The sequence below is a fragment of the Parazoarcus communis SWub3 = DSM 12120 genome (assembly GCF_003226565.1).
Taxonomy (GTDB): Bacteria; Pseudomonadota; Gammaproteobacteria; order Burkholderiales; family Rhodocyclaceae; genus Parazoarcus; species Parazoarcus communis.
Genome location: NZ_QKOE01000011.1, coordinates 83,538 through 96,015, shown reverse-complemented (window position 1 = coordinate 96,015; position 12,478 = coordinate 83,538). Strand labels below are relative to the sequence as shown.

Annotated in this window: 15 protein-coding genes; 6 read left to right on the top strand and 9 right to left on the bottom strand. The window is 60.1% G+C overall.

Features of this window, described 5'->3' with window-relative positions; translation table 11 throughout:
- Window positions 1–6 precede the first annotated feature (6 nt).
- The 3 genes from DNK49_RS15100 to DNK49_RS15090 all read left to right on the top strand — a co-directional run bounded on the left by DNK49_RS15100 (window position 7) and on the right by DNK49_RS15090 (window position 2,904).
- A complete protein-coding gene (locus DNK49_RS15100) occupies window positions 7–435 on the top strand; it encodes a type IV pilin protein (protein ID WP_110526274.1) in 429 nt (142 codons plus the stop codon).
- 214 nt (window positions 436–649) lie between these two features.
- Window positions 650–1,675, top strand: a complete 1,026-nt coding sequence (locus tag DNK49_RS15095) for a diiron oxygenase (protein ID WP_110526271.1) — start codon at window positions 650–652, stop codon at window positions 1,673–1,675.
- A 179-nt stretch (window positions 1,676–1,854) separates the two neighbouring features.
- Window positions 1,855–2,904 carry a 2Fe-2S iron-sulfur cluster-binding protein gene (locus DNK49_RS15090; protein ID WP_110526268.1) on the top strand — a complete coding sequence of 350 codons (1,050 nt, stop codon included), beginning with the start codon at window positions 1,855–1,857 and terminating at the stop codon, window positions 2,902–2,904.
- A 2-nt stretch (window positions 2,905–2,906) separates the two neighbouring features.
- Here the strand turns inward: DNK49_RS15090 and DNK49_RS15085 are convergent, their stop codons facing one another.
- From DNK49_RS15085 to DNK49_RS15055, 7 genes are all read right to left on the bottom strand, one after another.
- The gene (locus DNK49_RS15085) at window positions 2,907–3,101 is read right to left on the bottom strand and encodes a YjfB family protein (RefSeq protein ID WP_110526428.1); all 195 of its coding nucleotides are present in this window, start codon (window positions 3,099–3,101) and stop codon (window positions 2,907–2,909) included.
- Window positions 3,102–3,207: 106 nt separating this feature from the next.
- Window positions 3,208–3,693 (bottom strand): YajQ family cyclic di-GMP-binding protein, encoded by a 486-nt coding sequence (locus DNK49_RS15080; RefSeq protein ID WP_110526265.1) that lies wholly within the window; start codon window positions 3,691–3,693, stop codon window positions 3,208–3,210.
- 21 nt (window positions 3,694–3,714) lie between these two features.
- Window positions 3,715–4,038, bottom strand: coding sequence for a pyrimidine/purine nucleoside phosphorylase (gene ppnP / locus DNK49_RS15075; RefSeq protein WP_110526262.1), 324 nt, complete (start codon window positions 4,036–4,038; stop codon window positions 3,715–3,717).
- Window positions 4,039–4,050: 12 nt separating this feature from the next.
- On the bottom strand, window positions 4,051–4,281 hold the full coding sequence (locus DNK49_RS15070; RefSeq protein ID WP_110526259.1) for a DUF2788 domain-containing protein: 231 nt from the start codon (window positions 4,279–4,281) through the stop codon (window positions 4,051–4,053).
- Between the two features lie 56 nt (window positions 4,282–4,337).
- Window positions 4,338–5,567 carry an argininosuccinate synthase gene (locus tag DNK49_RS15065; protein WP_110526256.1) on the bottom strand — a complete coding sequence of 410 codons (1,230 nt, stop codon included), beginning with the start codon at window positions 5,565–5,567 and terminating at the stop codon, window positions 4,338–4,340.
- A 71-nt stretch (window positions 5,568–5,638) separates the two neighbouring features.
- Window positions 5,639–6,565 (bottom strand): ornithine carbamoyltransferase, encoded by a 927-nt coding sequence (gene argF / locus DNK49_RS15060; RefSeq protein WP_110526253.1) that lies wholly within the window; start codon window positions 6,563–6,565, stop codon window positions 5,639–5,641.
- 18 nt (window positions 6,566–6,583) lie between these two features.
- Window positions 6,584–7,756: an aspartate aminotransferase family protein gene (locus DNK49_RS15055; protein WP_110526250.1), complete on the bottom strand. Its 1,173-nt coding sequence runs from the start codon at window positions 7,754–7,756 to the stop codon at window positions 6,584–6,586.
- 232 nt (window positions 7,757–7,988) lie between these two features.
- Between DNK49_RS15055 and DNK49_RS15050 the strand changes: the two genes are divergently transcribed.
- Window positions 7,989–8,279, top strand: a complete 291-nt coding sequence (locus DNK49_RS15050; RefSeq protein WP_110526247.1) for a DUF3579 domain-containing protein — start codon at window positions 7,989–7,991, stop codon at window positions 8,277–8,279.
- Window positions 8,280–8,457: 178 nt separating this feature from the next.
- Here the strand turns inward: DNK49_RS15050 and rpsT are convergent, their stop codons facing one another.
- Window positions 8,458–8,724, bottom strand: coding sequence for a 30S ribosomal protein S20 (gene rpsT / locus DNK49_RS15045; RefSeq protein WP_110526244.1), 267 nt, complete (start codon window positions 8,722–8,724; stop codon window positions 8,458–8,460).
- Window positions 8,725–8,878: 154 nt separating this feature from the next.
- On the opposite strand from rpsT, the gene murJ reads away from it, so the two are divergent.
- Together murJ and DNK49_RS15035 are read left to right on the top strand one after the other, a co-directional pair.
- On the top strand, window positions 8,879–10,417 hold the full coding sequence (murJ, locus tag DNK49_RS15040) for a murein biosynthesis integral membrane protein MurJ (RefSeq protein ID WP_110526241.1): 1,539 nt from the start codon (window positions 8,879–8,881) through the stop codon (window positions 10,415–10,417).
- 68 nt (window positions 10,418–10,485) lie between these two features.
- Window positions 10,486–11,118, top strand: coding sequence for a YbhB/YbcL family Raf kinase inhibitor-like protein (locus tag DNK49_RS15035; RefSeq protein ID WP_110526238.1), 633 nt, complete (start codon window positions 10,486–10,488; stop codon window positions 11,116–11,118).
- A gap of 75 nt (window positions 11,119–11,193) precedes the next feature.
- Here DNK49_RS15035 and DNK49_RS15030 read toward each other — a convergent pair whose 3' ends face one another.
- Window positions 11,194–12,435: a 6-phosphofructokinase gene (locus DNK49_RS15030; RefSeq protein WP_110526235.1), complete on the bottom strand. Its 1,242-nt coding sequence runs from the start codon at window positions 12,433–12,435 to the stop codon at window positions 11,194–11,196.
- Between the last annotated feature and the right edge of the window lie 43 nt (window positions 12,436–12,478).

The window sequence follows — 12,478 nt, the reverse complement described above, 5'->3', positions numbered from 1 at the left end:
CCACAAATGCGTAAGCAGCAAGGCTTCAGCCTTATCGAACTGATGATTGCCGTTGCAATCGTCGGGATTCTGGCTGCGATTGCCTATCCCGGCTACCAGAACCATATCACCCAGACCCGCCGGGCCACCGCAAAAGCCTGCCTTGGTGAGCTATCGCAGTTCATGGAGAGGTTTTATACCACCAACCTGCGCTACGACGAGGATACCGATGGCGATGAACCAGTGCTGCCCGACATCCAGTGTCGTACTGATCTGAACGGTCTCTACACTTTCCAACTCGACGAGGACGAACTTGAACAACGCAGCTACCTTCTTGAGGCTATCCCCCAAGGCGCTCAGGCTACCAACGACAGCGGCTGTGGCACCCTCAGCCTGACACAGGCCGGGGTCAAAGGCAGCAGTGTCAGCGGCGCAGCGGTGCAGTGCTGGCGCTAAGTCTCAATTTAACTTTTGACCATCCTCTCGAGAGGGAAAGCCCCGGGTATCTACCGGGGCTTTCTGTTTTCTTTGCACAACGACAAAGCTGACCGACCGGTCAATCAATTCAACTAAAGTTTGATCCAGGTCAACATCCAGGCGCCTCGCAGGCCTCATCTTTCACTCCGCGCAGTCATCGCTGCGACGACATCAAGAGAAAGAGGAGACCTGCATGGCACACAACGAGAAGCTGGCGCTGACGATGGAGTTCCCGCCTGCGACCGAGCAACCCAACGTTTACCCCCTGTCGTGGAATGCCCAGACCGCCAAAATGGAAGAGGTCTGGGACGCAGCGCAGCGCGAGAACTGGGACCCGAAAAAGCTGCCCTGGGACACGCTGGATGTGGAGTCCTACACCTGGGAAGAGCGTGAGGCCATCGCCTACTGGTGGACGCTGCTGTCGGTGTTCGATGCTTCAGCCCCCCCGGTTTTTGCCGAAGCCTTCATCAAGACCTATGAAGTGCATGAAGAAGACCCGGTGCGCCGCTGCTTCTTCTCGGTGACCCGTGACGAACAGAACCACGAGCAGATGTGTGGCCTGGCGATCACCCGCTTCCTCGGCCATCCCGATCCGATCACCTACGAGCCCAAGACCGAACTGGGCAAACGCCTGCAGAAAAACGCCAAGTGGCTGTACTACAACGGTGGTCGCTACTGGACGGGCTACAAGAAAGCGGTGCCCAAGTACTCGCTGGCCGTACTGTTCTCGTCCTTCCTGATGGGTGAGATTGCCGCGGCGACCATCTTCAAGCAGATGCACGACAACTCCCGCGAACTGGTGTTCAAGGAAGCCTTCCGCAACATCGGCCGCGACGAAGGGCGGCATATGGCGATCTGCATGGCGCTGATGGAGCGTGACTACCCCCGTTTGCCAGCCGAAGACAAGGCCATCGTCACCAAACAGATCCGCGCGGGCTATTTGTTCCTGTCTGCGGTGCTGTTCGAGCCGCCAATGGAGTTCTGGGATCTGCCCGCCGACTTCATCGACAATCAGCGTGAAGCTGAAGAAGTGGCGCGCGGGGCCGGCTTCGGCGTACCCAGTTACGAGGCCAAGAAAGACAACTGGCGTAACGCGATGCTCAATCTCAAAGGCGTGCTCGACCGTTATGGCATCCCCTTCCCCGCCATTCCCGAAGTGGGCATCTCGGGCCAGGAGATCTCCGACATCGACATGAACGACATCATCCCGGTGTTCTGAGCACTTGAAACACTCGAGGCAGTGCGCCTGAACCGACGCTCGCAAGCGACGTTCGGACAGGCCCTGCCAACCCCTGCTGCAGTGAAAGGTGCTCGCTGGCGCTACGCCACCGAGCACCTGAAAATCCTGATCAGATGCGCTGCTGGATGATCAGACGCACAAAACAACCTTCGCTTCCCATGCAAAAGATCAAACTTCATCCTTCCGGTCGCGAGATCGACTGTCAGACCGGAGACACCGTACTCGGCGCCCTCGAGCGCGCCGGCTACGCCCTTCCGAACAACTGCCGTGCTGGCGCCTGCGGTGAATGCAAGGTCAAGGTGCTTGCCGGTCAGTTCGATCAGGGCATGGTGCTGGACATGGCCCTGTCGCAGGATGAACGCCGCCAGGGCTATGGCTTGATGTGCATGGCCAAACCGCTGTCGCCGGAACTGATCATCGAATGGGGTACGGAAGACGCCAAGCCCAAGCTCTTTCCGCCACGAGAAGATCAACGTTTCGTCCTTGTGGACCGCATCACACGCACCCCCGGCATACTCGAATTGCACCTGCGGCCAGTGGGCCAGGTGATGCGCTACTGGCCCGGACAATACGTCACCTTGGGTGACGAGCGCGCCGGTGCGCCCGCACGCTGTTACTCGATCGCCAATGCGCCGCGACCGGACGGCGAAATCGTGCTGCAGATCACCCGAGTCGAGGACGGTCGTACCAGCCGCTGGGTTCACGACAGTTTGGCGCTGGGCGATGTGGTCAAGCTGTCCGGCCCCTATGGCACCTTCATCGGCGATCTGTCTGTCGATTCACCCGTACTGTGTCTGGCCTCGGGATCAGGCCTTGCACCCATTCTGGCGCTGACCGAGGCGGCGCTGCGGCGCGGCTATCGCAAGCCGGTTACGCTGATGTTCTCTGCACGTACCGCTGACGATCTGTATGAGTCGGGGATGATGAAGTACTGGGAGACCAAGCACCGCAACTTCAGCTACAAGCCCAGTCTGACCCGGGAACACTGTGACGGCATGCTGCATGGCCGCTTGCCGGCGGTGATCGATCAGGTCTTCAAGGACCTGTCACAACACAGCATCTTCGTGGCGGGCAACCCGGACTTTGTCAGCGCCAGTGTCGCGGCCGTCAAGGCGCTGGGCGCGCGCGAAGAAATGATCCACACCGAGGGCTACTTCGGTCAGGCACAGCCCGAAACCGCGCCAGCCAGCCATCTGATGACGACTTGAGCTCAAGCCCAGGTGTCAATCACCCCACCTGCCGTGCCGACGGGTGCAGCAGGGACCTGGGGCAAAGCCTCCAGCAACTGTAGGGCAGCCTCGGCCTGAATATCGATGGCCTTCTTGAGTACCGTGACCGACACCTCGGCTTGAAGTTGTGCCGCGGCATTCGCGCTGGCGGCCGCAGCGATGGAGGACACTTCCATGACATGCACCTTGTATGAGTGGCCGAATGCAGAAAACATTCGAGCCCTGTTACCTTAACGGCAACAGGGCTCGAAACTTGAGTAAGACAGGCGCGAAAACCGTACGTCAGTCGCGGAAGTTGCCGAACTGCAAGGGGAAATCGGTAACCTGTTTCTTGACCAGAGCAATGGCTTCCTGCAGCAGATCGCGCTTGGCACCGGACACACGCACGGCATCGCCCTGAATCGCCGCCTGAACCTTCATCTTGCTGTCCTTCAACAGCTTGACGATCTTCTTGGCCAGATCCTGATCAACGCCAACGCGCACCTTGACTTCCTGCTTGACCTTGTTGCCGGAGATTTTCTGCACGTCGCCGTAATCGAGACAACGGACGTCGACGTTCTTCTTGGTCATCTCGGGCAACAGGATGGTCTTGATCTGATCGAGCTGAAAGTCGCTGTCTCCATAAAGGGTCAGCAACTTGTCTGCATGCTCGATCTTGGCACTGGTGCCCTTGAAGTCGTGCCGGCCGTCGACCTTGCGATTGGCCTGCTCGACGGCATTGCGCAGCGAGGGTTGATCGACCTCGGACATGATGTCGAAAGACGGCATCGCTTCGCTCTCCCTGCGTGATCAGCCGAAATGGCAGATGTAGTGGTAAGGCTCGCCCACCACTTCGATGTCGAAGCTGGCGTTGCCCGGCACATTGTAGGATTCGCCAGCACCATAGGTCTTCCACTCGGTCTCGCCCTTCAGGCGTACCCGGCAGCTACCGGCCACGCCTTCCATGACTTCCGGCGCACCGGTATTGAAGGTGAGGGTGGACGGCAGGATCACGCCAACCGACTTGCCGGTGCCATCGGCAAAACGAACGCTGTGGCTGACGCACTTGCCATCGAAGTACACATTGGCCTTGGTGGTGACAGCCACGCCGTCGAGCTTTTCGGTGATGCTCATTGCAGATATGTCCTATTCGATGCCAAGGATCTTCTGGATGAAGCCCTTGGCGACAAAGCCGAGAAAACCCAGGCCCAGGCCGATGAACATCCACATCGCGCCGTACTTGCCTGCCTTGGATTCCTTGACCAGGTTGCCGATGATGAACAGCATGTAGAGGATCAGGGCGGTAAAGCAGACTTTGAGCGAAATATCCTCGAACTCCGCAATCGTCAGCCCAAAGATCAGTACTTCGTTGTCCATCATCGTTTCCGGAAATCAACAGCCCCGCAGGGCTGCAAGACGGATCGCAGTTGCGATCAGCCGCGTTTTGCCTTGGCGTTGGCTGCAATCCGCATACGCAGTGCATTAAGGCGGATGAAACCGTGCGCATCCTTCTGGTTGTATGCGCCGGCATCATCCTCGAACGTGGCGATGGTCGGGTCGAACAGTGAGTCGGTCTTGGAGTCACGACCCGTCACGATGACGTTACCCTTGTACAGCTTGATCCGCACCCAGCCATTGACAGTCTGCTGGGTATGGTCGATCAGCGCCTGGATGGCCTGACGCTCGGGACTCCACCAGTAGCCGTTATAGATCATGCTGGCGTAGCGCGGCATCAGATCATCCTTGAGGTGAGCGACTTCACGATCCAGGGTGATCGATTCGATGGCACGGTGGGCCTTCAGCAGGATGGTGCCCCCCGGGGTTTCGTAGCAGCCGCGGCTCTTCATGCCGACGTAGCGGTTCTCCACCAGATCAAGGCGGCCGATACCGTGCTTGCCACCCAGCTCGTTAAGCTTGGCCAGCACTTCGTGTGCCTTCAGGCGGGTACCGTTGATTGCCACAACATCGCCCTTCTCGAACTCGAGGTCGATGTACTCGGCGGCATCGGGTGCCGCTTCGGGCGACACCGTCCACCGCCACATGTCCTCTTCGGCTTCGGCAGCCGGGTTCTCCAGGTGACGACCCTCGAAGGAGATGTGCAGCAGGTTGGCGTCCATCGAATAGGGCGAGCCGCCCTGCTTGTGCTTCATCTCGATGGGGATGCCTGCCTTCTCGGCGTAGGCGAGCAGCTTCTCGCGCGACAGCAGATCCCACTCGCGCCACGGCGCGATCACCTTCACGCCCGGCATCAAGGCGTAATAACCCAACTCGAAACGCACCTGATCATTGCCTTTGCCGGTCGCGCCATGCGACACCGCATCGGCACCGGTTGCACGGGCAATCTCGATCTGACGCTTGGCGATCAGCGGACGGGCGATGGAGGTACCCAGCAGGTACTCCCCTTCATAAACGGTGTTACAGCGGAACATCGGAAAGACGAAATCCCGCACGAACTCTTCGCGCAGGTCGTCGATGAAGATGTTCTCCGGCTTGATGCCGAACTTGAGCGCCTTCTGGCGTGCCGGCTCCAGCTCTTCGCCCTGACCGAGATCAGCGGTGAAGGTCACCACTTCACACTGATAGGTGTCCTGCAGCCACTTCAGGATCACCGAGGTATCCAGCCCGCCCGAATAGGCGAGCACTGCTTTCTTCACATCGCTCATCGTCTTGTCCGTTCCAGGTGCCGGCTACCTTGTGGGCAGCGGCGGTTAGCAGCTTTTCCGCGTTGTTTCGATCACTCGTCCCCGACGCGGCCGAGTACGAGATATTCCATCAGGGCCTTCTGCACATGCAGGCGGTTCTCTGCTTCGTCCCACACCACCGATTGCGGACCATCGATGACTTCGGCGGTCACTTCCTCGCCGCGGTGAGCCGGCAGGCAATGCATGAACAAGGCATCGCCTGAAGCCACCGACATCATTTCGGCGTCGACGCACCAGTCGGCAAAGGCCTTCATTCGGGCTTCGTTCTCTGCCTCGAAACCCATCGAAGTCCACACATCGGTGGTCACCAGATGCGCGCCCTTGCACGCTTCGAGGGGGTCGGCAAACTGCTCGAAATGATCGGTACCGTACAGGCCCGCACGCTCGGGTTCGACTTCGTAACCCGGCGGGGTCGACACATGCACGTTGAAATCCAGCACCTCGGCGGCCTGCAGCCAGGTGTTGCACATGTTGTTGCTATCCCCCACCCAGGCCACCGTCTTGCCGCGGATATCGCCACGATGCTCGATGAAGGTGTAGATGTCGGCCAGGATCTGGCAGGGGTGGTACTCATTGGTCAGGCCATTGATCAGCGGCACCCGCGAATTGGCGGCAAAACGCTCGATGATCTCCTGCTCGAAGGTACGGATCATCACGATGTCGCTCATCCGCGAGATGACCTGCGCCGCATCCTCGACCGGCTCACCGCGCCCCAATTGCGAGTCGCGGGTGTTGAGGTAGATTGCTGACCCCCCCAACTGCTGCATGCCGGCCTCGAAAGACAAACGGGTGCGGGTGCTGGCCTTCTCGAAGATCATCACCAATGTGCGATCGAACATCGGATGATACGGCTCGTAGTTCTTGAACTTGTCCTTGATCCACTTGGTACGCCCGAACAGATAGGCGTACTCGTCGGCGGAGAAATCCTTGAACTGCAGGTAGTGTCTGGGAGAAGTCATTGGCAACCAGCCCTTGCCTTATTGCGACAGGAAATCGCGGATCAGCGGTGCAAGCGCGTCGACCAGGGTCTGAGCATCGACACTGGTAAACACCAGTGCCGGCAGCAGACGCACCACCCGCTCTGCGGTGACATTGATCAACAGCCCGGCATCAAGGCCGCGCTTGACCAGTTCGCCACAAGGACGATCGAGCTCCACGCCGATCATCAGCCCCTTGCCACGGATCTCCACCACACCATCAACACCCTTGAGCGCCTCGGCCAGCCCCGCGCGGATCTCATTACCAACCTGAACCGCGTTTTCCATCAGACGATCGTCAGCGATCGCATCCAGTGTGGCCAGGCCAGCCGCACATGCCAGCGGGTTGCCGCCGAAGGTAGAGCCATGATTACCCGGCTTGAACAAGCCAGCTGCCCGCCCAGCGGTCAGACAGGCACCGATCGGCACACCCGACCCCAGACCCTTGGCCAGCGTCATCACGTCAGGCATGACCCCTGCGTGCTGCCAGCCGAACCAGCGTCCGGTACGGCCCACACCACATTGCACTTCGTCGCAGATCATCAACAGGCCGCGCTCGTCGCACAGCGCACGCACTTCACGCTGAAACGCGTCATCGGCGATGTTGATGCCGCCCTCGCCCTGGATCATCTCGAGCATGACCGCCACGACCTGGTGGTTGTGTTCGACCGCCTGACGAATGGCCGCAATATCCTTGTACGGCACGCGCACGAAACCCGACACCAGCGGTTCAAACCCGGCCTGGGCCTTGCGGTTGCCGGTTGCCGACAGCGTTGCCATGGTACGACCGTGGAAAGCGCTTTCCATCACGATGATGGTGGGCAGTTCGATCCCTTTCTGGTGACCGAACATCCGCGCCAGCTTGATCGCAGCCTCGTTGGCCTCACAGCCGGAGTTGCAGAAGAACACCTCTTCCATACCGGACAACTCGGCCAGCCGGTCACCCAGGCGATCCTGCAACGGAATGCCATACAGGTTGGAAGTATGCAGCACACGCGAAGCCTGCTGCGAAATGGCACGCACCAGGCGGGGGTGATTGTGGCCGAGGGTGGATACCGCGATACCAGAAAGCGCGTCCAGATAGCGCTTGCCCGTTTCGTCGTGGAGCCAGACGCCGTCGCCGTGCGTGAATGCCACCGGCAATCTGGCGTAGGTGTTCATGACATGGGACATGGAAAACCCCGATCAGGATGGACCAAAAACGCGCACGGCGGCAATCGCCGCCGTGCAGGAATAAGCCGCGATCTTAAGCCAAAACCGGGGGTGCTGTACATATCGACCCACACCTGCGGCCCTCACCCCCTCGTTAAACAGGCCATTTTTCTGCTAGAATCCGCCGCGTTCCGGGATCTGGAACCGGCCACCCCGACCAGATCCCTTCCCCGTAGCCGACATGGCGTGACACATGAACCAGAAGATCGAAAGCTTTGTCATCATCGGGGTCACCAGGGAAGGAAAAACATTCCGCCCCAGCGATTGGGCGGATCGACTGTGCGGCATCATGTCGGCCTTTGGCGCCGATCACCGGATGCAGTATTCCCCCTACGTGCGCCCCGGTTGCACCCTGAAGGGCCAGAAGACCGTCATGGTCGACGCCCGTCTCTACGACATCGAACCCCTTGCATACAAGTTCATGGTCAATTTTGCCAATGACAATGAACTGCAGATGGAGCCGATCAGCAGCGACCAGCTCTGACACTCATATCGATCCACCTTGAATTGAAGGGGGCGACACATTCATCGCCTCCTACCCTGCATCCAGACGCCACAATCCCAGCCAGCAATCTAGAACCAGCCTTGGCAAAAAAAATGGCGACCGAAGTCGCCAATTTTTTTGCAGATGCGCTTTTCAGCCCATCACGCAGACATCAAGATCAAACAGCCATTGCCTTGACAGCAGCGGACAGACGACTCTTGTGACGAGCGGCCTTGTTCTTGTGGATGATCTTCTTGTCGGCGATGCTGTCGATGGTGCTCATCGAAGTGCGGAAGACCGACTGCGCGGCAGTCTTGTCACCGCCGACGATAGCCTTGCGCACGGCCTTGATCGCAGTACGCAGACGCGAACGAAGGCTGGCGTTGTGGGCGCGGGCCTTGGTCGCCTGACGTGCGCGCTTGCGAGCTTGTGCCGAGTTGGCCATATATGTGATTCCCGTGTAAATAAGGTGGTTCTAAGAAGCCCTCGATTCTAACTGCCCAGTTATCGCGGCGCAAGCATTTCGATGCACTAAATTTGCCGCGAGCATGCGAGGGCCAGCTATCATCCGCCCTTTAACAGCCATTGCCTGCCCCGGAATGAACCTTCTGCGCGCCCTCGCCACCGTCAGCGGCATGACCTTGCTGTCGCGCATCCTCGGCTTTGTACGCGACTTCGTCATCGCGCGCACCTTTGGTGCCGGCATGATGACCGACGCCTTCTTCGTCGCTTTCCGCCTGCCCAACCTGCTGCGTCGCATGTTTGCCGAGGGCGCCTTCTCTCAGGCCTTCGTACCGATTCTGGCCGAATACAAGAACAAACAGGGTGAAACCGCCACCCGCCTGCTGATCGACAAGGTTGCCACCCTGCTCGCCCTCGCCGTCGCAGTGGTCGCCCTGCTGGGGGTCATCGGCGCCCCGTTGATCATTCACATTTCTGCCCCCGGCTTCTCGGCCGATGCAGACAAGTTTGCGCTGACAGTCGAACTGACCCGCATTACCTTCCCCTACATCCTGTTCATGGCATTGGTGGCCCTTGCAGGCGGAATTCTGAACACCTGGAGCCGCTTTGCAATTCCCGCCTTCACGCCAGTGCTGCTCAATCTGGCTTTCATCGGCATGGCGCTTTTTGCCGCCCCCTGGTTCACCCCCCCCATACTGGTACTCGCCTGGGCCGTCTTTCTTGGCGGCATACTCCAGCTTGCACTGCAGATCCGTCCGCTGATGAAGATCGGCATGCTGCCGCGCTTCAATCTGGACACCCGCGACCCCGGGGTCCGCCGCATCCTCAAGCTGATGGCGCCCGCCATCCTTGGCGTTTCGGTCAGCCAGATCTCGCTGCTGATCAACACCATCTTCGCCTCCTTCCTGCAAAGTGGCAGCGTGTCATGGTTGTACTACGCCGACCGGCTGATGGAGTTTCCCGCCGGTCTGCTGGGTGTGGCGCTCGGCACCATCCTGCTGCCCAGCCTGGCAAAGCTGCACGCGAACGAAAACCCCGAAGCCTTTTCTTCGCTACTCGACTGGGGACTGCGGCTGACCTTGATGCTGACCCTGCCTGCCGCACTCGGCCTGGCGATGCTGGCCGTTCCACTGATTACCACACTATTTCATTACGGCGCCTTCTCGCCAGATGACGTCTTCCATACTCGCAATGCGTTGCTCGCCTATACCGTGGGCCTGACCGGCATGATCCTGGTCAAGGTGCTGGCGCCTGGTTTCTACGCCCGCCAGGACATCCGCACCCCGGTAAAAATCGCGCTGATCACGTTGTTGGCCACGCAGTTGATGAACCTGGCCTTCATCCTACCCCTGCAGCACGCAGGATTGGCGCTATCGATCGGTCTTGCCGCCTGTCTGAATGCCGGTTTGCTGTATCGCGGCCTGCGCAAACGCGGCGTCTATCGCCCACAAGCAGGCTGGGGACCCTTCTGGCTCAAGCTACTGGCCGCACTGGCGATCATGGGCTGCGTACTCTGGCTGCTGACCGGCGACGACCAGACCTGGATTGCACGCAGCGGCCTCGAGCGGGTGCTTTGGCTGGGCGGCATCGTCAGCATTGCCGCTGCGGCGTACTTTGCAACCCTGTTCGCGCTGGGTTTCCGCCCGCGCGACTTCAGGCGCCGGGCAGCAAGCTAAGCGCCACCCGACTGCCGGCAAGGGCTAGAATCAGCGCTTGCATGACTGACACGGACGGAGACAGCCCCATGAAGTTGAGCAGCCACAGCATCACCGACGGCACCCGCATCGCAGGCCAGTTTACCTTCTGCATCCCGGCAGACGAAGGCCATGTCTGCCTGGGCGCCAACCGCAACCCCCACCTTGCCTGGTCCGGCGCCCCCGAAGGCACCCGCTCCTTTGCCCTGATCTGCCACGACCCGGACGTGCCAAGCCGCGGCGACGACGTCAACCAGGAAGGACGCAGCGTCCCCATCGATCTGCCGCGCGTCGATTTCTTCCACTGGGTTCTGGTCGACATTCCCGCAAACCTGAATGAAATCGCCGAAGGCAGCTATTCCAACGAAGTCACGCCCGGCGGCAAGACCGGCCCAGCCGCTGCACATGGCACACGCCAAGGCATCAACAACTACACCGACTGGTTCGCCGGCGACGAGGCAATGCGTGGCGATTACCATGGCTACGATGGCCCCTGCCCGCCATGGAACGACGAGCGGCTACACCATTACGTGTTCACGCTGTATGCGCTGGATGTCGAGCGCTGCCCAGTAGAGGGGCGTTTCGGCGGCCCCGAAGTGCGTCAGGCCATCGCCGGGCACGTGCTGGCAGAGGCCCGGCTTACCGTTCACTACAGCCTTAACCCTGTCGTTAACGGTGCATGACAACCAGACATTGCCACGGCAAGGCAGCGTGACGACGCTGCCACTCGGAGGGCAGCCAACCCTGGCCGCCATGTCTTATGCCGAACGCCGAAAATCAGGCAGCAACCTCGGCATCAACGGGAAATCCATGATGTAGTGGTCGGGCAGACCATCCGTGCACGGCACGGCAATCTCACCTGCAATCAGCGGTAGCAGATAACGGCGACCCAGTTCGCTGACATGAAGCCCGTCGTCTGAAATGAACGCTCTCGGTACCCGACGCTCGAGATTCGCGATGGAAGCCGCCTGCACTGCAATCACATCCCAACAGTAAGGCTGATCCGACAAACGCCGGATTGCCGCCATAACGCCATCCTGACCTGCCATCAGCAACTCGACACCCGCCGCCCCCACGGCATAAGCCTGCTCACGGTCGGTTGCAGACATCCAGTGGCCGGCTGCACGCTGCAGGTAGTCGGGATTTCCGTAGTGATGCTTGTAACCAAGACGCTCGCCGATCAGACGGGCAACCTCTTCACCCGCTCCGCCCAACTGCACGTAGCCACGCGCATCCCGCGCCTGCTCCATCAGCGGTCGCCCATCCGCCCCTTTCAACCCTTCAGCCACAGTCACCGCACAATAACCCAGGCGCTCGACCACCTGCCTGACGCGCGCCAGAAACGCCTCTTCGTCAAATGCCACCTCCGGCATCAGCACGATATGCGGAGCCTCGTCCGCACTACGCGCGGCCAGCGCAGTTGAGGCAGCCAGCCAGCCCACATTGCGCCCCATCACCTCCATGACGAATACCCGGCCGCTGCGGCCCGTCATGGCCGCAACATCACGCCCCGCTTCACGCATGGAGGTCGCCAGATACTTTGCGGCCGAACCAAAACCCGGACAACAGTCACTGCCCTCGATATCGTTGTCCACCGTCTTCGGCACCCCGACGCTGATCAATGGATAGCCCCTGCGCCGGGCAGACTCCGCCACCTTCACGATCAGGTCCATCGAGCCATTGCCCCCGTTGTACAGCAAGCCACCAATCCGGTACGCCTGCAGCACCGCGAACAATCGATCATAGACTGCCGGCTCGTCCGCCTCACTCGGCAGATCGAAACGGCAGGAACCGAACGCCCCGCCGGGGGTATTGAGCAAGGCTGCGGTATCAACACCTGCAGTGTCGTACAGCGCCTCATCAAGCAAACCCAGGATGCCATGACGGGCCGCAAACACCTTGCCGATAGCCGCATGCTTGCGGGCGGCATCAATGACACCGGCAGCGCTTGCATTGATGACGGCGGTCACGCCACCGGATTGGGCATAAAGCAGATTCATCGGATCTCTTGAAAGGTGACGCAACAAAGCAAACGCGGCCGGC

Bases quoted from the DNA above. Each gene is read 5' to 3' on its own strand.
- DNK49_RS15065 (WP_110526256.1), bottom strand. From the start codon at position 5,567: ATGAGCGATGTGAAGAAAGCAGTGCTCGCCTATTCGGGCGGGCTGGAT.
- DNK49_RS15030 (WP_110526235.1), bottom strand. From the start codon at position 12,435: ATGAATCTGCTTTATGCCCAATCCGGTGGCGTGACCGCCGTCATCAAT.
- DNK49_RS15070 (WP_110526259.1), bottom strand. From the start codon at position 4,281: ATGGACAACGAAGTACTGATCTTTGGGCTGACGATTGCGGAGTTCGAG.
- DNK49_RS15100 (WP_110526274.1), top strand. From the start codon at position 7: ATGCGTAAGCAGCAAGGCTTCAGCCTTATCGAACTGATGATTGCCGTT.
- DNK49_RS15085 (WP_110526428.1), bottom strand. From the start codon at position 3,101: ATGGAAGTGTCCTCCATCGCTGCGGCCGCCAGCGCGAATGCCGCGGCA.
- DNK49_RS15055 (WP_110526250.1), bottom strand. From the start codon at position 7,756: ATGTCCCATGTCATGAACACCTACGCCAGATTGCCGGTGGCATTCACG.
- DNK49_RS15095 (WP_110526271.1), top strand. From the start codon at position 650: ATGGCACACAACGAGAAGCTGGCGCTGACGATGGAGTTCCCGCCTGCG.
- DNK49_RS15080 (WP_110526265.1), bottom strand. From the start codon at position 3,693: ATGCCGTCTTTCGACATCATGTCCGAGGTCGATCAACCCTCGCTGCGC.
- DNK49_RS15090 (WP_110526268.1), top strand. From the start codon at position 1,855: ATGCAAAAGATCAAACTTCATCCTTCCGGTCGCGAGATCGACTGTCAG.
- argF (WP_110526253.1), bottom strand. From the start codon at position 6,565: ATGACTTCTCCCAGACACTACCTGCAGTTCAAGGATTTCTCCGCCGAC.
- murJ (WP_110526241.1), top strand. From the start codon at position 8,879: ATGAACCTTCTGCGCGCCCTCGCCACCGTCAGCGGCATGACCTTGCTG.
- rpsT (WP_110526244.1), bottom strand. From the start codon at position 8,724: ATGGCCAACTCGGCACAAGCTCGCAAGCGCGCACGTCAGGCGACCAAG.
- ppnP (WP_110526262.1), bottom strand. From the start codon at position 4,038: ATGAGCATCACCGAAAAGCTCGACGGCGTGGCTGTCACCACCAAGGCC.
- DNK49_RS15035 (WP_110526238.1), top strand. From the start codon at position 10,486: ATGAAGTTGAGCAGCCACAGCATCACCGACGGCACCCGCATCGCAGGC.
- DNK49_RS15050 (WP_110526247.1), top strand. From the start codon at position 7,989: ATGAACCAGAAGATCGAAAGCTTTGTCATCATCGGGGTCACCAGGGAA.